This is a genomic window from Streptomyces sp. NPDC031497 (assembly GCF_055580905.1).
Genome location: NZ_JBVIKO010000026.1, coordinates 110,445 through 129,167 on the forward strand (window position 1 = coordinate 110,445; position 18,723 = coordinate 129,167).

General features: G+C 71.8%; 16 protein-coding genes. 5 read left to right on the forward strand and 11 right to left on the reverse strand.

Translation table 11 applies throughout. From position 1 onward, the window contains the following. Window positions 1-52 precede the first annotated feature (52 nt). The gene (locus tag ACZ5K7_RS38585) at window positions 53-487 is read right to left on the reverse strand and encodes an ATP-binding protein (RefSeq protein WP_351713399.1); all 435 of its coding nucleotides are present in this window, start codon (window positions 485-487) and stop codon (window positions 53-55) included. Window positions 488-724: 237 nt separating this feature from the next. Then, complete coding sequence (bldG, locus tag ACZ5K7_RS38590) at window positions 725-1,066, reverse strand: anti-sigma factor antagonist BldG (protein WP_010986038.1); 342 nt, start codon at window positions 1,064-1,066, stop codon at window positions 725-727. An 83-nt stretch (window positions 1,067-1,149) separates the two neighbouring features. Between bldG and ACZ5K7_RS38595 the strand changes: the two genes are divergently transcribed. Further along, window positions 1,150-3,618, forward strand: a complete 2,469-nt coding sequence (locus ACZ5K7_RS38595; RefSeq protein ID WP_468921382.1) for a DEAD/DEAH box helicase — start codon at window positions 1,150-1,152, stop codon at window positions 3,616-3,618. Here ACZ5K7_RS38595 and ACZ5K7_RS38600 read toward each other — a convergent pair. The 7 genes from ACZ5K7_RS38600 to ssd all read right to left on the reverse strand — a co-directional run bounded on the left by ACZ5K7_RS38600 (window position 3,569) and on the right by ssd (window position 8,729). After that, window positions 3,569-3,955: an Rv3654c family TadE-like protein gene (locus ACZ5K7_RS38600; RefSeq protein ID WP_351713395.1), complete on the reverse strand. Its 387-nt coding sequence runs from the start codon at window positions 3,953-3,955 to the stop codon at window positions 3,569-3,571. The two genes, ACZ5K7_RS38595 and ACZ5K7_RS38600, sit on opposite strands and share 50 nt — an antisense overlap. Beyond that, complete coding sequence (locus tag ACZ5K7_RS38605; protein WP_468921386.1) at window positions 3,952-4,272, reverse strand: TadE family type IV pilus minor pilin; 321 nt, start codon at window positions 4,270-4,272, stop codon at window positions 3,952-3,954. Before ACZ5K7_RS38605 ends, ACZ5K7_RS38600 begins: the two co-directional genes overlap by 4 nt. Before the next feature lie 28 nt (window positions 4,273-4,300). After that, window positions 4,301-4,480, reverse strand: coding sequence for a DUF4244 domain-containing protein (locus ACZ5K7_RS38610; RefSeq protein ID WP_468921389.1), 180 nt, complete (start codon window positions 4,478-4,480; stop codon window positions 4,301-4,303). A 76-nt stretch (window positions 4,481-4,556) separates the two neighbouring features. Further along, complete coding sequence (locus tag ACZ5K7_RS38615; RefSeq protein ID WP_468921392.1) at window positions 4,557-5,336, reverse strand: type II secretion system F family protein; 780 nt, start codon at window positions 5,334-5,336, stop codon at window positions 4,557-4,559. Beyond that, window positions 5,333-6,193 (reverse strand): type II secretion system F family protein, encoded by an 861-nt coding sequence (locus ACZ5K7_RS38620; protein ID WP_468921395.1) that lies wholly within the window; start codon window positions 6,191-6,193, stop codon window positions 5,333-5,335. The genes ACZ5K7_RS38615 and ACZ5K7_RS38620 overlap by 4 nt, the downstream gene beginning before the upstream one ends. A 260-nt stretch (window positions 6,194-6,453) precedes the next feature. Then, the gene (locus ACZ5K7_RS38625) at window positions 6,454-7,635 is read right to left on the reverse strand and encodes a TadA family conjugal transfer-associated ATPase (protein ID WP_468921397.1); all 1,182 of its coding nucleotides are present in this window, start codon (window positions 7,633-7,635) and stop codon (window positions 6,454-6,456) included. Continuing rightward, complete coding sequence (gene ssd / locus ACZ5K7_RS38630) at window positions 7,632-8,729, reverse strand: septum site-determining protein Ssd (RefSeq protein WP_351713385.1); 1,098 nt, start codon at window positions 8,727-8,729, stop codon at window positions 7,632-7,634. The genes ACZ5K7_RS38625 and ssd overlap by 4 nt, the downstream gene beginning before the upstream one ends. A 583-nt stretch (window positions 8,730-9,312) precedes the next feature. On the opposite strand from ssd, the gene ACZ5K7_RS38635 reads away from it, so the two are divergent. Further along, window positions 9,313-10,137, forward strand: a complete 825-nt coding sequence (locus ACZ5K7_RS38635; protein WP_351713383.1) for an HAD family hydrolase — start codon at window positions 9,313-9,315, stop codon at window positions 10,135-10,137. Between the two features lie 398 nt (window positions 10,138-10,535). Here ACZ5K7_RS38635 and ACZ5K7_RS38640 read toward each other — a convergent pair whose 3' ends face one another. Further along, on the reverse strand, window positions 10,536-11,357 hold the full coding sequence (locus ACZ5K7_RS38640) for a Fic family protein (RefSeq protein WP_468921402.1): 822 nt from the start codon (window positions 11,355-11,357) through the stop codon (window positions 10,536-10,538). Window positions 11,358-11,458: 101 nt separating this feature from the next. On the opposite strand from ACZ5K7_RS38640, the gene ACZ5K7_RS38645 reads away from it, so the two are divergent. Further along, a complete protein-coding gene (locus ACZ5K7_RS38645) occupies window positions 11,459-12,439 on the forward strand; it encodes an ATP-binding protein (protein WP_468921405.1) in 981 nt (326 codons plus the stop codon). Between the two features lie 46 nt (window positions 12,440-12,485). Here ACZ5K7_RS38645 and ACZ5K7_RS38650 read toward each other — a convergent pair whose 3' ends face one another. After that, entirely contained in the window at window positions 12,486-13,748 is a 1,263-nt protein-coding gene (locus ACZ5K7_RS38650; RefSeq protein ID WP_351713377.1) for a polysaccharide deacetylase family protein, read from the reverse strand. 338 nt (window positions 13,749-14,086) lie between these two features. Between ACZ5K7_RS38650 and ACZ5K7_RS38655 the strand changes: the two genes are divergently transcribed. Further along, window positions 14,087-16,504: a SulP family inorganic anion transporter gene (locus ACZ5K7_RS38655; protein WP_468921410.1), complete on the forward strand. Its 2,418-nt coding sequence runs from the start codon at window positions 14,087-14,089 to the stop codon at window positions 16,502-16,504. 172 nt (window positions 16,505-16,676) lie between these two features. Then, complete coding sequence (gene acs / locus ACZ5K7_RS38660; protein WP_468921413.1) at window positions 16,677-18,635, forward strand: acetate--CoA ligase; 1,959 nt, start codon at window positions 16,677-16,679, stop codon at window positions 18,633-18,635. Window positions 18,636-18,723: the final 88 nt, after the last annotated feature.

The following is an 18,723-nucleotide window of genomic DNA, read 5'->3' on the forward strand; positions in this document are numbered from 1 at the left end:
AATAACAAGAAGGGCCCTGCTCAGCAGGGCCCTTCTCATGATCGGGTGACTCTCAGGTGAGCGCGACTCCGGGCGGGGTGGTCGGCCAGGTCATGCGGATCAGGCCGCCGTGCTCCCCGGCGGTGACCTCAACGTCGTCGACGAGACCACTGATGACCGCGAGGCCCATCTCGTCCTCCTCGGCCTCCACGTCCGCGTCCGGCGTCGCACCGGTCGCCCGGTCGACGGGGACGGAACGGGGTGCCTCGTCGCCGACCTCGATGGAGAACTGCTTCTCATCCTCGATCAGCGCCACCCGCACCGGCTCGGTGATGCCGGCGCTCTGGTGCAGACCGACAGCACGGGAACAGGCCTCGCCGACGGCCAGCCGGACCTCGTCCAGGACGGCCTCGTCCACTCCGGCCCTGCGTGCCACCGCCGCCGCCACCAGTCGGGCGGTGCGGACGTGCTCGGGCAGCGCGCTGAAGCGGAGTTCAACGGTGGCCATACGTCCCCCTCGGAACTACAGGCGTGCGGTAGGGGGCCGGATCGCCGAAAACCCGGCCCCCCGATGAATTGCGTCCGTCGCGGGCCTGCGACCCGTGAACGGCTGCCGGCACGGGCATGCGGGCCCGAGCGGGCGGGGGCGACACGGGCCTGCGTACGGCTCTGTACGAGGCCGTGTCGGAGGCCGACCGGACGGCGCGGACCGATCGGCGGTCCGGGAGACGTCGGCCGGCCCGGGTCAGTCGGTGGCCGCCACCGCTTCCTCGACCGAGGTGTGGATCGGGAACACCTTGGTGAGACCGGTGATTCGGAAGATCTTCAGAATGCGCTCCTGGTTGCAGACCAGGCGCAGTGAGCCCTCATGGGCTCGCACCCGCTTCAGGCCGCCGACCAGCACGCCGAGCCCGGTGGAGTCGAGGAAGTCCACGCCCTCCATGTCAACGACGAGGTGGAAATTCCCGTCGTTCACCAGCTCGACCAACTGCTCGCGCAGCTTGGGCGCGGTATATACGTCGATTTCGCCACCGACCTCAACGACCGTGCGATCGCCGACGGTACGGGTCGACAGGGACAGGTCCACGGATCCTCCAGCACCTTGCTATCGAGCGGGTCGCCCCTTGGGACACCTCGGCTTGCGGCCCCCGGGACGGTACGCCAGCCGCGATGGCATTCAATCACTTACCGGCAGGCGTGCACGACGCCTTGGCCCCATTGTCCGTCACGCCAGTGACACACTCGGTCCCGATGGCCATAAATCACCGATCCGATCGACCCTCGGTTCCGGCCGCGTCCGGGTTCTCTCCGGGCACGGTCCTGGACCGGCTCGCCTCCGGGCCGAGCCGGGCTTCGCGCATCACTCATACGGAGCACTTGCCCCCGCGAGCGGGTCGGCATGCCGTCTGGCCTGACCGGATTCGTTCGGAGGTTGTCGCCGCCGTGCAGGCGGGCGGCATCGAGCACCCCTGGGAGCACCAGGCGCTGGCCGCCGAGCACGCCCTGGACGGCGACTCGGTGGTGGTCGCCACCGGCACCGCCTCCGGCAAGTCCCTGGCCTATCTCGTGCCGGTCCTCTCCACCCTCCTGGACGGCTCCGAGGCACCCAACGGCCGCGGCGCCACCGCCCTCTACCTGGCGCCCACCAAGGCACTGGCGGCAGATCAGTGCCGTTCGGTGAAGGAACTTTCACAACCGCTGGGTACCGCCGTACGGCCCGCGGTGTACGACGGCGACACCCCGTACGAGGAACGGGAGTGGATCCGCCAATACGCCAACTACGTCCTGACCAACCCGGACATGCTGCACCGCGGGATACTTCCCGGGCACGCCCGCTGGTCCTCCTTCCTGAAGTCGCTGAAGTACGTCGTCATCGACGAGTGCCACACCTACCGGGGTGTCTTCGGCTCGCACGTCGCCCAGGTGCTGCGCCGCCTGCGCCGCCTGTGCGCCCGCTACGGCGCCTCCCCGGTCTTCCTGCTGGCCTCCGCGACCGCCGCCGAGCCGGCCGTCGCCGCCCGCCGTCTCACCGGCCTGCCGGTCGTGGAGATCGCCGAGGACGCCTCCCCGCGCGGCGAGCTGGTCTTCGCCCTCTGGGAACCGCCGCTGACCGAGTTGCACGGCGAGAAGGGCGCCCCGGTCCGCCGTACCGCCACCGCCGAGACCGCCGATCTGCTGACCGACCTCGCCGTGCAGGGTGTGCGGTCGGTGGCCTTCGTGCGCTCCCGGCGCGGCGCCGAGCTGATCGCCCTCATCGCCCAGGAGCGGCTCGCCGAGGTAGACCGTTCCCTCGCCCGGCGTGTCGCGGCCTATCGCGGCGGCTACCTCCCCGAGGAGCGGCGCGCCCTGGAACGCGCGCTGCACTCCGGGGAACTCCTCGGACTGGCCGCCACCACGGCCCTGGAGCTGGGCGTGGACGTCTCCGGGCTGGACGCCGTACTGATCGCCGGTTACCCGGGTACGAGGGCCTCTGTGTGGCAGCAGGCGGGCCGCGCCGGCCGCTCGGGGCAGGGCGCCCTCGCGGTCCTGGTGGCCCGCGACGACCCGCTGGACACGTTTCTCGTCCACCATCCCGAGGCCTTGTTCGACCAACCGGTGGAATCGACGGTCCTCGACCCCGACAACCCGTACGTCCTCGCCCCGCACCTGTGCGCCGCCGCCGCCGAGATCCCGCTCACCGACGACGACCTCGACCTGTTCGGTCCCGCCGCCAAGGAGCTGCTGCCGCAGCTGGAGGCCGCGAAGCTGCTGCGCCGCCGTACCAAGGCCTGGCACTGGACCCGGCGGGAGCGGGCCGCCGAGCTGACCGACATCCGCGGCGAGGGCGGCCGCCCGGTGCAGGTCGTCGAGACGGGCACAGGACGGCTGCTCGGCACGGTGGACGCGAGCGCCGCGCACTCCACGGTCCACGAGGGCGCGGTCCACCTGCACCAGGGCCGCACGTACCTGGTGCGCTCCCTGGACCTGGAGGACTCGGTCGCGCTGGTCGAACAGGCCGAGCCGCCGTACTCCACGGTCGCCCGCGACACCACGGCCATCTCCGTCCTGGAGACCGACATCGAGGTCCCCTGGGGCGACGGCCGCCTCTGCTACGGCTCCGTCGAGGTCACCAACCAGGTGGTCTCCTTCCTCCGCCGCCGGCTCATCACCGGCGAGGTGCTGGGCGAGACGAAACTCGACCTCCCTCCTCGGACGCTGCGCACCCGCGCGGTGTGGTGGACCGTCACCGAGGACCAGCTCGACGAGGCCCGGATCAACCCGGAGATCCTCGGCGGCGCCCTGCACGCCGCCGAACACGCCTCCATCGGCCTGCTCCCGCTCTTCGCGACCTGCGACCGCTGGGACATCGGCGGCGTGTCGATCCCCCTGCACCCCGACACGCTCCTGCCGACGGTCTTCGTCTACGACGGCCACCCGGGCGGCGCGGGCTTCGCGGAGCGCGCCTTCCACACGGCCCGCGCGTGGCTCACGGCCACCCGGGAGGCGATCGCCGCGTGCGAGTGCGACGCGGGGTGCCCCTCCTGCATCCAGTCGCCCAAGTGCGGGAACGGGAACGATCCGTTGCACAAGCGGGGAGCGGTACGGCTGCTCAGTGTGCTGCTGAAGGGGGCACCGGAGGAGAAGCCGGAGGAGGGCTAGCGGCAGTGGGGCCCGCTCTGGCCCGGACCTCCGCCGTGAACGGCCCACCACCCGACGCCGCCGTCACATCCGAGACGTCTCCCACGATCACGCACCGCGTCAGCCGTACGCCCTGCGCTCGCGCGACGCGGTCCGCCCGCGCGCAGGCCGCAGTGGTCCCCTCGGCCCAGTGGTCCGCCGCCGCGAGGGCCGCCATGTCGGCACCCCCGGCCGCGCGGTGCCGGACCACGACAGCCTGTCCCAGCCCGATAACCACGCCGAACACCACGCAGAGGACGCCGATCGCGCCAACGCTCCAGACGGTGGCCGACCCCCGATCCGAATACCGGCGTCTCACGGCCCCGCCTCCTCCGCCAACGCCACCGCCGACTCCCGCACCTCGAACGGCAACCCGCCCAGCACCGGCGGCCTCGCCACCACCGTGACCCGAACCTGATCGCCTGCCCGGCCGATCGTGACCGTCGCTCCGTCCGGCGCCGCCTGCTTCGTCACGGTCACCACCGCGTCCTCGGCGTCCTGCCGCGCGGCGGCCCGCGCCCCGGTGCGGGCGGCGTCCACGCACCGGATCTGGGCGGCCACCACGAGCAGCCCCCACACCAGCGCCATCGTGAACGCCACCAGCACCGGCAGCACCACGGCCGCCTCCGCCGTCACGAACCCGCGGTCCGCCCCGCGCCCTTGCTCACATCCGCGCACTGAGGGCTCGTTTCACGATGTTCTGGAGCTCCGCGCTGACCTGCCCGCTCGTCACGACCGCGTAGAAGACCGCCGCGAACGCGACGGCGGCGATGATCCCCATCGCGTACTCGGACGTGACCATTCCCGCGTCCCCGCGCAGCAACTTCCGCATCTTCCGGTACATCCCGACTCCCTTGAATCCCTTGAATCCTGTTAATCCGGTGATCAGTTCCTGATTTCGGCCCGTTGTCGCCCCCCGGTCATCCACCACCCCCTCGCAGCACCCCGCCCGCCAGCCCGATCACCACGGGCAGGACCCCGACCGCGATGAACGCGGGCAGGAAACACAGCCCGACCGGCGCGGAGATCAGCACGGCCGCCCGCCGCGCCCGTGCGGTCGCGCTTCTCGCCCACTCCGCGCGGGCGTCCGCGGCGAGCCGCGCGACCGGGGTGGCCGCCGGCAGCCCGGACTCGTCCGCGCGCTCCAGCAGCCGGGCGAGGGCGGCGGCACCCGGCAGTGCCGCCAAGCGTCGCCAGGCCTCGGCCGGTTCGCCGCCCAGCCGGACCTCCGCCGCACCTCGCGCCAGCCCTTCCCCGACGGGTCCGCCGAGTGCCTCGCCGACGGCCTGGGCGGCCTCCACCGGGCCCGCCCCGGCGGCGATACAGGCGGCCAGCAGGTCGGAGGCGAGCGGGAGTTGGCGAGCGGCCCGGGACGCCTCGGCCTGCGCCGCTCGTCCCGCGTCCCCCTCCCGGCGCTGCCACTGCCACAGCCCTACAGCGACGGCCAGCCCCAGCAGCACTCCGACGACCCCACCGACCAGCACCCAGCCGCCGCACACCACACCGGCCACCGGCAGCCACCCGCGGACGGCACCGCCGACGTCGGACCGCCGCTCCGGCATCTCCAGGGCCAGCAGTTCGGCCACCCTGCGCCGGGCCCAGCGCCTGCGCCTGGCCCGCTCCAGCCGCCACGCCGACCAGCCCAGGGCCGACAGCGCCGCGACCGTGACCGCCAGCCGGTGGACGGCGTCCGCGCTCATGCCGCCTCAGCTCCCCGCACGATCCGGGCCGCCCACCACATCCCGGCGCCCTCGAACACCGCTCCGACGACCAGACAGCCCAGCCCGGCCCCGGTGTGCAGCAGTACGCGCAGCGGGTCGGCGCCCATGGCCGAACCGAGCAGGAGGCCGAGAGCGGGCAGCGCGGCGAGCAGCACCGCGGTGGCCCGGGCGCCGGACAACTGGGCGCGCAGGTCGGCGCGCTGGTCCCGTTCGGCGCGCAGGGCCGCGTCCAGGCGGTCGAGGCCGGCCGCGAGCCCGGCACCCTGGTCGACGGCCACCCGCCAGCAGGCCGCGAGCCCCAGCAGGCCGTCGGCGCCGGGCCGGCGTGCGGCCGTCGCGAGCGCGCCGGGCACGTCCCCGCCGAAGCGTGCCGCCGCGACCACGGCCGCCTGGGCCTCGCCCAGCCCGCCGGAGTCCCGGGCGGCCCGCAGCAGCGCCTCGCCGGGCTGCCGTCCCGCGCGCACTTCACCGGCGAGCGCCCCGCACAGCGCGATCACCGCGTCGGCGTGCGCCTGCCGGACCAGCCGCGCCTGCCGGGCCAGCCGCAGCCGGCGCAGTACCGGCACCCCGGCCGCCCCCGCGAGGACCGGAAGCACCGAGGCGGCGAGGAGGGCCAGCGCGATGCCGGCGGCCAGGGCCCACCACTCACTCCGCCAACGGCCGCACAGGCGCCGCACCTCCCCGACCGTCTGCTCCCAGGAGGGCGGTCCGGCGGCCACCGCCCCGCCCCCGGCGAGCAGCAGCCGCGCCCGCCGTACCTCGCGCTGCCGTTCGGCGAGGAGCCACGCCATGACCCCGCCGCACACCACGGCCGCACCGACCGTCATCTCACCCATCACACAAACCCCTTTCAACTCACAGATCACTTGGGTCACTTCGGACCGGGCGACTCGACCACTTCGGATCGGGCGACTCGACCGCCTCGGACCGCGCGACTCGACCACTTCGGACCGGGCGACTCGACCGCCTCAGGCCGGGCGACTCGACCGCCTCGGACCGCGCGACTCGACCACTTCGGACCGGGCGACTCGGCCACCCCGGGCCCACAGACCAGCCGGTCACTTCGGACCCACAGATGGCTCAGATCACTTCGGGCTCACAGACCACTGACGTCACTCCGCAGCAGCCCCCGCAGCCGCTCCCACCCCGGCTCGCGTGCGAAGGCCTCCGTACCCCAGCGCAGCGCCGGTACCGTCCGCACCAGCCCCGAGGGGTGCCGCTCCAGCACATGCACCTCGTCGATCCGCCGCCGGCCCGTGCGGTCCCGTACGAGGTGCAGCACCACCGACAGCGCGGCCGCCAACTGGCTGTGCAGGGCGGCCCGGTCGAGCCCGGCGGCCGTACCGAGCGCCTCCAGGCGGGCGGGGACATCGGCGGCCGCGTTGGCGTGCACCGTGCCGCAGCCGCCCTCGTGCCCGGTGTTGAGCGCGGCCAGCAGGTGCACGACCTCGGGGCCGCGCACCTCGCCGACGACCAGCCGGTCGGGGCGCATCCGCAGCGCCTGGCGGACCAGGTCCTCCAGAGTGACCAGGCCGGCGCCCTCCTGGTTGGCGGGTCTGGTCTCCAGCCGTACGACGTGCGGGTGTTCGGGCCTGAGCTCCGCCGAGTCCTCGGCGAGCACGATCCGCTCCCCCGGACCCACCAGGCCGAGCAGCGCGCTCAGCAGGGTGGTCTTGCCGGTGCCGGTGCCGCCGCTGACCAGGAACGAGAGCCGGGCCGCCATGAGCGCGCGCAGGATCCGGTCGCCGCCCGGTGGCACGGTCCCGGCCGCCACCAGTTCGTCGAGCGTGAACGCCCGCGGTCGCACCACCCGCAGGGACAGACAGGTGCAGCCGACCGCCACCGGCGACAGGACCGCGTGCAGGCGGGTGCCGTCGGGCAGCCTGGCGTCCGCCCAGGGACGTGCGTCGTCCAGGCGCCGGCCGGCCACCGCGGCCAGCCGCTGCGCGAGGCGGCGCACGGCCGCCGCGTCCGGGAAGGTGACCGGGGTCAGTTCCAGGCCGCCGCCGCGGTCCACCCAGACCCGGTCCGGGGCGGACACCAGGACGTCGGTGACGGTGGGATCGGTGAGCAGTGGTTCCAGGGGGCCGCTGCCGACCAGTTCGGAGCGCAGTCGCTCGGCCGCGCCGAGGACTTCGGCGTCGCCGAGCACCCGTCCCTGTGCGCGCAGCGCCTGCGCCACGCGCGCGGGGGTCGGTTCGGCGCCGCTCTCGGCCAGCCAGCGCCGGACCCCGTCGAGCAGGGCCGGGCCGTCCGCGCCCGCGGTGCCGGGCCTCATCCGCCGGCCGCCTCGACCAGCGTGCGCTCCCAGAAGTCCTTGCAGAAGCGGGCCAGCGGTCCACGGGCGGCGGACCCCGGTGGTTTTCGGCTGGGGCGGGACAGGCCCGGTTCCGCGGGTACTTCGCCGGCCAGCGGCAGGCCGAGCAGCCGGGCCACCTCACGGTCGTCCAGTCCCGGCGCGTACGGGCCCCGTACCGCCACCCGCAGATCGCGCACGACCATGCCGACGGTGGCCGCCACGCGGCCGGCCGCCGCGATCGCGCGGAGTTCGGCGGGGACCACCAGGACGGCGAGGTCGAGCTGGGTGAGGACCTCGGCGACCTCGTCGTCCAGGCGGCGCGGCAGGTCGACGACGACCGTGCCGCCGCGCCTGCGGACGGCGGCGAGCACCGCGCGGACGGCCGGTGGCGGGATGGCCACGCTGTCGCCGCGGTCCCAGCTGAGGATCCGCAGCGAGTGCAGTTCCGGCAGCGACTCCTCCAGGGCGCCGCTGCCGAGCCGGCCGCGCGAGGCGGCGAACGCGGGCCAGCGCAGGCCCTCGGCCGTCTCGGCGCCGAGGAGTACGTCGATTCCGCCGCCCAGTGGATCCGCGTCCACAAGGAGGGTGCGCAGTCCCTCCCGCGCGGAGGTGACGGCGAGCGCGCAGGCCAGCGTGGAGGCACCGGCCCCGCCCCGGCCGCCGATCACCCCGACGGTGAGCGCCGGGCGGCCCACACCCTCGACGACATCGGCGATCCGGTCCACCAGCCACTGCTCGCCGTCGGGCAGCATCAGGACGTGGTCGGCGCCGATCTCCACGGCGCGTTTCCACACATCGGGGTCGTCCTGGTCCTGGCCGACCAGCACCACCCCGCGTCGGCGTGCGGCCCCGCGTACCCGGCGCGCGGCGTCGTCGCCGACCAGGACGAGCGGTGCGGACTCCCACCCGCCACCGCGTTCCGGGACCCCGTGGTGGACCTCGGGTTTCGCGCCTGCCGCCGCGCACAGGCGCAACAGGTCGTCGAGGAGTTCGGCGTCCTCGGTGACGATCATCGGGCGTCCGGGCCGTCCCGGGGCGGCGGACGGTGGTTCGTGGGTGACAGTTCCGGCCACGTGAGCTTCCCCCTTGGCTGCGTTCTTGCGCGCGGCCTCCGCGGCCACGCGATTCCCATACGTGTGAAGAACCGGCAAGCGGCCTCCATATGCACGGCCGACAGAAACCGGCCATTGGCGCCCGGCAATCGGAACCGGCCATGAACTCGCCGTCGCCGGAGCGCGCTGGAATCACGGTGCAACGAACCCGGAAATCATGTGGATCTTGGTCCAAAACTGTGGACAACTCGGTGGCTGTGAATATCACTGTCACCCATACCGGTGAGTCCCGTTCTGGGCTCTGTGCGACTTCCACAGAGCAGCGTCACGGCTACCCTGCGTGACGGATCATGGGTATGCGAAAGGGGCGGCATCAGCCGCCCGACCAAGATCTCAGGGCCCGGAGAGGAGAGGAAAAATGCGTCCGGACATGCGACGACCCCCACCGGGGGGGAGAGTGGGGGTCGTCTCCACGGCCGACTCGGGGGGGGAGGAGCCGGACCGGGTTAGCACGGTCGCGAACGATCCGTGACTTCCATGGTGTACCCGAGAGGCCTCTCAGGCAAACCCACGCGCCCCACCTTACGCCGAATGGTGGGCGCCTATGCTCGGGGACGTGGAAAACCACTCCTTGCCCCGCACAGCGGCCTTCTTTGACCTGGACAAGACGGTCATTGCGAAGTCGAGCACGCTCACCTTCAGCAAGTCGTTCTACCAAGGCGGTCTGATCAACCGCAGGGCGGCCCTGCGCAACGCGTACTCCCAGTTCGTGTTCCTGGTCGGCGGTATGGACCACGACCAGATGGAGCGAACGCGCGCGTACCTGTCCGGTCTGGTCCGTGGCTGGAATGTCCAGCAGGTCAAGGAGATCGTGGCCGAGACCCTGCACGACCTGATCGACCCGATCATCTACGACGAGGCCGCCTCCCTCATCGAGGCCCACCACCGGGCCGGCCGGGACGTCGTCATCGTGTCCACCTCGGGCGCCGAGGTGGTCGAGCCGATCGGCGAACTGCTCGGCGCCGACCGGGTGGTGGCCACCCGCATGGTCGTCGGCGACGACGGCTGCTACACCGGCGAGGTGGAGTACTACGCCTACGGTCCGACGAAGGCCGAGGCGGTCCGGGAGCTGGCCGTCTCCGAGGGATACGACCTGGACCGCTGCTACGCGTACAGCGACTCGGCGACCGACCTGCCGATGCTCCAGGTCGTCGGGCATCCGCACGCGGTGAACCCGGACCGGGCCCTGCGCCGTGAGGCACTCGGGCGCGGCTGGCCGATCCTGGACTTCCACCGTCCGGTCCGGCTCAAGCAGCGGATCTCCGCACCTCCGCGCCCGGCCCTGGTCGCCGCGGCCGCGATAGGAGCGGCGGCCGCCACCGCGGGCCTGGTCTGGTACGCGAGCCGGCGCCGGAACTCGGTCGCCTGAACCGGCACAGCGCTCCCCCTTTCACCCGTTCGGCCTAACAATGCACCTTTAGTGCCGCTTAGCGCGTCTTTGAACCTGAAAGTAAAGAACTGCAGGCAGGGGTTCCGCTTGCTCCCGGCTTGCAGTACAAAGGGGTTAGCGGCCCGCGAGACCGAAGGACATCCGAGAGGATCACCTTTAAAACGCATTTGGCCCCACGGACCCAGCATGGACACCGGGCACCCACGCGACGTCGACCCGTCGATTACGGGCCAGCCGCACCAGGTGACGGGCAAAGTACCCGACCTGATGGGCGACATTTCGAGGACGCCTGGTAACCCGGTGAACATGCCAGCGGCGGTACGAGGACTCGTACCGCCGCAACCCGTTTCCGCGGCCGTCCGGCCGCTCCAGGGGCTTTACGCCGCCCCGCGCTGCAACGCCTCGCACACCGCGGTCGACTCCCGCGCACCCAGCTCCACCGCACGGCCGCAGTGCGCGATCCAGGCCGCCATGCCCTCCGGAGTGCCCGAGACATAGCCGTCCAGGGCGGCCAGATAGGAGGCGCGGCCCAGTTCGGCGTGGCCGACCTCGGCGGGGCAGACCGACTTGGGGTCGAGTCCGCTGCCGATCAGCACGATCCGCGCGGCCGCGCGCGCGACCAGGCCGTTGCGCGAGGTGAAGGGCCGCAGCGCGAGCAGCTCGCCGTGCACCACGGCGGCCGTCACCAGCGCCGGCGCGGAACTCCCCGCGATGACCAGCTCGGAGAGTCCGTCAAGGCGCCCCGACACCTCGTCGGCGTCCGGCAGCGGCAGCTCGATCAGCGGCTCGTCGACACCTTCACCGGACCGGCGCGGCCGCCCCACCTCGTCGTCGCCGGTCGCGGCCGCCACCAGGTGCAGCCGGGCCAGCACGCGCAGCGGTGACTGCCGCCAGATGGACAGCAGTTGGCCCGCCTCGGCGGTCAGCCGAAGGGCCGCACCCACCACGCGCGCGTCGTCGACACCGAAGTCGGAGCGCCGCCGGACCTCCTCCAGTGCCCAGTCGGCGCCGGACAGCGCCGCACTGCCCCGGGCGCCGCGCAGCGCGGCCTCGGAGGTGACGGCGTCGCTGCGGCGCCGCATGACCCGGTGCCCGTAGACCCGGTCCACGGCCTTGCGCACGGACTCCACGGACTCGGCCACGCCGGGCAGCGAACCCAGGGCCGCGAGCGGATCGGCGGTCGCACGTGTCGTACTCATGAGTACGACCCTACGCACCCTCGGCCCGCCACTCCACGAAGGAGTGGTCTTCTTCACTTCGCCTGACACGTACAGCTACTACGCGACTACCCTTCGTGAACATGAAAATTGCTTTCGTCGGGAAGGGCGGCAGCGGCAAGACCACGCTCTCCTCCCTGTTCATCCGCCATCTCGCGGCCGCCGGCGCGCCGGTCGTCGCCGTCGACGCCGACATCAACCAGCACCTGGGCCCCGCGCTCGGCCTCGACGAGCGGGAGTCGGCGGCGCTGCCCGCGATGGGCGAGCGGCTCTCCGTGATCAAGGACTACCTGCGCGGCAACAACCCGCGCATCGCCTCCGCCGCGACGATGATCAAGACCACGCCGCCCGGCGAGGGTTCGCGGCTGGTCCGGGTACGGGAGCCCAATCCGGTGTACGACGCCTGTGCGCGCCCGGTGGAACTCGACGGCGGTGCCGTCCGTTTGATGGTCACCGGGCCCTTCACTGACGCCGACCTGGGGGTCTCCTGCTACCACTCCAAGACGGGAGCGGTGGAACTGTTCCTGAACCACCTCGTCGACGGCCCCGACGAGTACGTCGTGGTCGACATGACGGCGGGTTCGGACTCCTTCGCCTCCGGCATGTTCACCCGTTTCGACATCACGTTCCTCGTCGCCGAGCCGACCCGGAAGGGGGTCTCCGTCTATCGCCAGTACAAGGAGTACGCCCGGGACTTCGGCGTCGTGCTGAAGGTCGTCGGCAACAAGGTGCAGGGGCAGGACGACATCGACTTCCTCCGCACGGAGGTCGGGGACGACCTGTTGGTCACGGTCGGGCACTCGGACTGGGTGCGCGCCATGGAGAAGGGCCGCCCGCCCCGGTTCGAGCTCCTGGAGGACGCCAACTCCCGTGCCCTGCGCACCCTCAAGGTCGCCACCGACGCGACGTACGAGCTGCGGGACTGGGAGCGGTACACCCGGCAGATGGTCCACTTCCACCTGAAGAACGCCCAGTCGTGGGGCAACGAGCGCACCGGGGCCGACCTGGCGGCGCAGATCGACCCCGGCTTCGTACTCGGCGAGGAAGTGGCGGCGTCCGTCTGACGGAGGTGGACACTCCGCCGGTGGGGCGCCGGCTCCCGCCCGTCGCCTACTGCTTGACCGCCGGCGCTCCGGGCACCCCCTTCGGCGCCGGGGCGGGACGGCCGGAGAGGAAGGACGCCCAGCCCTGACGCGGGGTCTCGCCCACGTTCAGGGTGCGCAGTCTCGACAGAACCTGCGGGTCCTGGGCGTCCAGCCAGTCGGCCAGCTGATGGAAGGAGACACAGCGCACCTCGGGCTTGTTGCAGACGTTCTCGACGACCTCGTCGATGGCCCGCATGTAGGTGCCGCCGTTCCAGGACTCGAAGTGGTTGCCGATGACGAGCGGCGCGCGGTTGCCGTTGTAGGCCCGGTTGAAGCCCTGGATCAGCCCGTCACGCATCTGGTCGCCCCAGTAGTCGTACTTGTCGGGGTCGCCCTGGGTCGAGGTGCCGGACTGGTTGACCATGAAGTTGTAGTCCATGGTCAGCTGCTCGAAGGAGTGGCCGGGGAAGGGGACGAGCTGCATCGACAGGTCCCACAGTCCTTCCCGCTTCTTGGGCCAGACCTGGTCGTTGACACCGCTGGTGTCGTAGCGGAAGCCCAGCTGGCTCGCCGCCTTCGTGAAGTTCTTCTGTCCCTCCAGACAGGGGGTGCGGGCGCCGATGAGCTCCTTGTCGTAGTCGAAGGGCAGTGGTGCGGCGTTCTTCATGCCCGTGTTGGTCTTCCAGTTCTTCACGAACTGCTTGGCCTGGGCGATCTCGCTCTTCCACTCCGCCACCGACCACTCACCGACACCCCCGTCGGGGCCACAGAAGTGCCCGTTGAAGTGGGTGCCGATCTCGTTGCCCTCCAGCCAGGCCAGCCGCAGCTGCCGGACGGTGTCGGAGATGCCCTGCCGGTCGTTGAAGCCGATCTCGGAGCGGCCGGGCGAGTGCTGCGGGGGCCGGTAGAGGTCACGTTTCTCCTCGGGCAGCATGTAGACGCCGCTGAGGAAGTACGTCATGGTCGCGTTGTTCTCCTTGGAGACCTTGCGGAAGTGCGAGAACAGCTTCTGGCTGTCCTCGCCCGCACCGTCCCACGAGAACACCACGAACTGCGGGGGCTTCTCGCCGGGCTGGAGCTTCTCCGGCCGGGGCAGATGCGGCTGCGTCCCGGTGTACGCGGTGGACCCGTCGCCGATCAGACGGACCACGCTCTGGGGCGCCGGCGCTCCCTTCGGCGGCCCGGACGCCCCTTCCTTGGAGTTGGTGCCGGTCGCGCAGCCCGCCAGCGACGCGGCACAGGCCGCGGCGGTCACGGCGCCGACGGCGATCCTCTGGGTGGCGGCCAATTCCGCCCACCTTCTTCCTTCTCTCGGCGAACGCCGATCACGGCGTTTATGGCGGTGTGCCGGGTATGTGCCGACAGCGCCGCCAAGGTCGCATAGGACCGAGAGAGGGATTAATACGACAAGCCGATGAACTGCTCACTTCACCCATGGAGGTGAAGAGGTGCCCCATTTGCGCAGAAAATCCATGCTTGACCTTTACTCTGCATTACGATTCGTTTACCGATTGTTGATTCATCCCGCCACTGCACGCCGTGACCCACGGCCGCGACCGAGCCCCAGCCCACTGGCGAGGGGACCCCCTGATCCGCGACCGCGCTGCCCCGGAGGAGACGGGAAACATGTCATCAGCCTGCGTACCCACCCACCCCGAGAACCTCGGCCCGGCCCGGGCCGGCGCCCGTGCCGAAGCCACAAGGCCCCAGCCCGCCAAGGGCGCCGACCGGCCACCGAGCCCGCCCACGCCCCCGCGCCGCCGCTTCCGGATCGAGGGCGCCGACCTGTCCGCGTCCGTCTCGGTGTTCCTGATCGCCCTGCCGCTGTCCCTCGGCATCGCCCTCGCCACCGGCGCCCCGCTCCAGGCCGGGCTGGTCGCGGCGGCCGTCGGCGGAGTGGTCGCCGGGCGGCTCGGCGGCTGCCCGCTCCAGGTCAGCGGCCCGGCCGCCGGACTCACCGTGGTCACCGCCGACCTGATCCACCGTTACGGCTGGCGGGCCACCTGCGGCATCACCGTCCTCGCCGGACTGGCCCAACTGGGCCTGGGCTGCCTGCGCGTGGCCCGCACCGCACTCGCCGTCAGCCCGGCCGTGGTGCACGGCATGCTCGCCGGCATCGGTGTCACCATCGCCGTCGCCCAGCTGCACATCGTCCTCGGCGGCACCCCGCAGAGCTCGGTCCTCGCCAATGTCCGGGCGTTGCCCGCCCAGTTGGTGAACCTGCACCCGGCCGCCGTGACGATGAGCGCGCTGACCCTGGCCCTGCTGTTCGGCTGGCCCCGGATCCCCGGCAGAGCGGGCCGTCTGCTGCGCACGGTTCCGGCGGCCCTGGTCGCCGTCGCCGGTGCCACCGCGACCGCCTCGCTCACCGGGCTCGCCCTGCCCCGGGTCGACCTGCCGTCCTGGAGCAGCCATGCCCTGGCGGGGCTGCCCGAGGGGCCGGTGCTCGGAATCGTCGCCGCCGTCCTCACCACCACGCTGGTGTGCAGCGTGCAGTCGCTGCTCGGTGCGGTCGCCGTGGACAAGCTGGTGGCCGGGCGCCCCGGACTCCAGTCCCGGGTCGGCCGGTCCCGCCTGGACCGCGAGCTGCTCGGTCAGGGCGCCGCCAACATCGTCTCCGGGGCGCTCGGCGGGCTGCCGGTCGCGGGGGTCGCGGTGCGCAGTTCGGCGAATGTGCAATCCGGTGCCGTCAGCCGGAACTCCACGATGCTGCACGGCGTTTTCGTAGTAGTCGCCGCGCTGCTGATGGTCCCGGTCCTGGATCTCATCCCGCTCGCCTCGCTCGCCGCCCTGGTGATGGCCGTCGGCATCCAGATGGTGTCCCTGCACCACATCCGCACGGTGACCCGCCACCGTGAGGTCGCGGTGTACGTCGTCACCACCCTCGGCGTGGTGGTGCTCGGCGTCCTGGAGGGCGTGCTCCTCGGGGTCGCCGTGGCCGTCGCCGTCGCCCTGAACCGCGTCGCCCGCACCCGTATCACCCATGAGGAGAAGGGGGGAGTCCATCGCGTACATGTAAGAGGTCAGCTGACGTTCCTCGCCGTGCCCCGGCTCAGCAGAGCCCTGCATCTCGTACCCCAAGGCGCCCACGCCGTGGTGGAGTTGCACGGTTCGTTCATGGACCACGCGGCGTACGAGTCACTGCGGGACTGGCGCAGGGCCCACACCGCACAGGGCGGCTCCGCCGAGCTGACCGGCTGCCGGGTGGGCGTGCGCTCAGCGGAGTACGGCCGAGGACAGGAACAGGAGGAGGTTCGCGAGCCTCGTGCGAGTCACGGCCGGGAACCGGGCCTCGCCCATGGACCTGGCCTCGTCAGGTCGGGCATCGCCCGGTGGGGCGGCGGCGCAGCGGACGGTGCCGGTCATGAACTCGCCCGCGGGATCAGCGCGTTCCAGCGCGACACCGCGCCCCTGGTGCGGGAGGAGCTGGCCCGGCTGGCGCGCGAGGGGCAGCGGCCGTCGCAGCTCTTCCTCACCTGCGCCGACTCCCGGCTCGTCACGTCGATGATCACCTCCAGTGGTCCGGGTGACCTGTTCGTGGTCCGCAACGTCGGCAACCTGGTCCCCCTTCCGGGTGAGGAGAACGGCGACGACTCGGTGTCGGCCGCGATCGAGTACGCGGTGGACGTGCTGAAGGTGCGGTCCATCACGGTGTGCGGGCACTCCGGGTGCGGGGCGATGCAGGCGCTGCTGAGTTCCGGGTCGGGGGGCGGCACGAGTCCGCTCGGGCGCTGGCTGCGGCACGGGCTGCCGAGCCTGGCGCGGCTGGCCGACGACGGCTGGCCGGGGGTCCGGCTGGCCGGGCGGGCGGCGGCGGACGCCACGGAGCGGCTCTGTCTGACCAATGTGGTCCAGCAGCTGGAGCATCTTCGGGCCCACGACTCGGTGGCGCGGGCGCTGGCGGCCGGTGAGCTGGAGCTGGATGGGATGTACTTCCATGTGGGCGAGGCGCAGGCGTATCTGCTGCGCCGGGCCGGAGGCGAAGAAGAGGGAGAGGTGTTCGAGGGGGTACCGGGCGCGGAGGAGCTGCGCAGCCCGGCCTGAGGAAAGGGCGGCGGGGGCCTGTCGGCGCCGTCCAGGCCGGCACCGGCGTGCCCCTACGTTCCGCCGCACCCGACAGGTCTAAACCAATTTTCTGACGGCCCTTGTCACCGGACCCCAGGTCTGATGAGCTGTGGCCCGGGACACAACGGACACCCTTGGAAAGGGAGATGTCGTGAGCAACGAAAGCCTGGCCAACCTCTTGAGGGAGGAGCGACGCTTCGCGCCGCCCGCTGACCTGGCCGAGAACGCCAATGTCACGGCCGAGGCGTACGAACAGGCCAAGGCTGACAGGCTCGGCTTCTGGGCCGCGCAGGCCCGCCGGCTGACCTGGGCCAAGGAGCCGACCGAGACGCTGGACTGGTCGAACCCGCCGTTCGCGAAGTGGTTCAAGGACGGCGAGCTCAACGTCGCGTACAACTGCGTGGACCGGCACGTGGAGGCCGGCAACGGCGACCGGGTCGCCATCCACTTCGAGGGCGAGCCCGGCGACAGCCGCGCGATCACCTATGCCGAACTGAAGGACGAGGTCTCCAAGGCGGCGAACGCCCTGCTGGAGCTGGGCGTCCGCAAGGGCGACCGGGTCGCGGTGTACATGCCGATGATCCCGGAGACGGCGATCGCGATGCTCGCCTGCGCCCGGATCGGCGCCGCGCACTCCGTGGTGTTCGGCGGCTTCTCGGCGGACGCGCTCGCCACCCGTATCCAGGACGCGGACGCCAAGGTGGTCATCACCTCCGACGGCGGCTACCGGCGCGGCAAGCCGTCCGCGCTCAAGCCGGCCGTGGACGAGGCGGTCGGCAAGGCCGGCAATGTCGAGCATGTGCTGGTCGTCCGGCGCACCGGGCAGGAAGTGGCCTGGGACGACACGCGGGACGTGTGGTGGCACGAGGTCGTGGAGCGGCAGTCGGCCGAACACACGCCCGAGGCCTTCGACGCCGAGCACCCGCTGTTCATCCTCTACACGTCCGGGACGACCGGTAAGCCGAAGGGCATCCTGCACACCTCGGGCGGCTACCTCACCCAGGCGTCGTACACGCACTGGGCGGTGTTCGACCTCAAGCCGGAGACGGACGTGTACTGGTGCACGGCCGACGTCGGCTGGGTGACCGGCCACTCGTACATCGTGTACGGGCCGCTGGCCAACGGCGCGACGCAGGTGATGTACGAGGGCACCCCGGACACCCCGCACCAGGGCCGGTTCTGGGAGATCGTGCAGAAGTACGGGGTGACGATCCTGTACACCGCCCCCACCGCGATCCGCACGTTCATGAAGTGGGGCGACGACATCCCCGCGAAGTTCGACCTGTCCTCGCTGCGGGTGCTGGGTTCGGTGGGCGAGCCCATCAACCCCGAGGCCTGGATCTGGTACCGCAAGCACATCGGCGCCGACAGGACGCCCATCGTGGACACCTGGTGGCAGACCGAGACCGGCGCGATGATGATCTCGCCGCTGCCGGGTGTCACCGCGACCAAGCCCGGTTCCGCGCAGACCCCGCTGCCCGGCATCTCGGCCACGGTGGTGGACGACGAGGCGCGCGAGGTGCCCGACGGCGGTGGCGGCTACCTGGTGCTGACCGAGCCGTGGCCGTCGATGCTGCGCACGATCTGGGGCGACGACCAGCGGTTCCTGGACACCTACTGGTCGCGTTTCGAGGGCAAGTACTTCGCCGGTGACGGGGCGAAGAAGGACGACGACGGCGACATCTGGCTGCTCGGCCGGGTGGACGACGTCATGCTGGTCTCCGGGCACAACATCTCCACGACCGAGGTGGAGTCGGCGCTGGTGTCGCACCCGTCGGTCGCCGAGGCGGCGGTGGTCGGCGCGGCGGACGACACGACCGGGCAGGCGATCGTCGCCTTCGTGATCCTGCGCGGTACGGCGAACGCCGAGGACGAGGGCCTCGTCAACGAGCTGCGCAACCACGTCGGTGCCACGCTCGGCCCGATCGCGAAGCCCAAGCGGGTCCTGCCGGTGGCGGAGCTGCCGAAGACCCGCTCCGGCAAGATCATGCGCCGACTGCTGCGCGATGTCGCCGAGAACCGCCAGCTCGGTGATGTGACCACGCTGACGGACTCGACGGTCATGGACCTCATCCAGGCGAAGCTCCCGGCGGCGCCGAGCGAGGACTGACCCCGACCGACGGTCCCCAAAAGGGGCGCCCGGCGCGAAACGCGCCGGGCGCCCCTTTTGCACCTACCGTGAGACTCACCTGACAACT

Excerpts from the sequence above, each read along its gene's own strand:
- ACZ5K7_RS38585 (WP_351713399.1), bottom strand. The coding sequence starts at position 487 with ATGGCCACCGTTGAACTCCGCTTCAGCGCGCTGCCCGAGCACGTCCGC.
- ACZ5K7_RS38595 (WP_468921382.1), top strand. The coding sequence starts at position 1,150 with ATGGCATTCAATCACTTACCGGCAGGCGTGCACGACGCCTTGGCCCCA.
- ACZ5K7_RS38610 (WP_468921389.1), bottom strand. The coding sequence starts at position 4,480 with ATGTACCGGAAGATGCGGAAGTTGCTGCGCGGGGACGCGGGAATGGTC.
- ACZ5K7_RS38615 (WP_468921392.1), bottom strand. The coding sequence starts at position 5,336 with ATGAGCGCGGACGCCGTCCACCGGCTGGCGGTCACGGTCGCGGCGCTG.
- ACZ5K7_RS38620 (WP_468921395.1), bottom strand. The coding sequence starts at position 6,193 with ATGGGTGAGATGACGGTCGGTGCGGCCGTGGTGTGCGGCGGGGTCATG.
- ACZ5K7_RS38625 (WP_468921397.1), bottom strand. The coding sequence starts at position 7,635 with ATGAGGCCCGGCACCGCGGGCGCGGACGGCCCGGCCCTGCTCGACGGG.
- ACZ5K7_RS38635 (WP_351713383.1), top strand. The coding sequence starts at position 9,313 with ATGCTCGGGGACGTGGAAAACCACTCCTTGCCCCGCACAGCGGCCTTC.
- ACZ5K7_RS38640 (WP_468921402.1), bottom strand. The coding sequence starts at position 11,357 with ATGAGTACGACACGTGCGACCGCCGATCCGCTCGCGGCCCTGGGTTCG.
- ACZ5K7_RS38645 (WP_468921405.1), top strand. The coding sequence starts at position 11,459 with ATGAAAATTGCTTTCGTCGGGAAGGGCGGCAGCGGCAAGACCACGCTC.
- ACZ5K7_RS38655 (WP_468921410.1), top strand. The coding sequence starts at position 14,087 with ATGTCATCAGCCTGCGTACCCACCCACCCCGAGAACCTCGGCCCGGCC.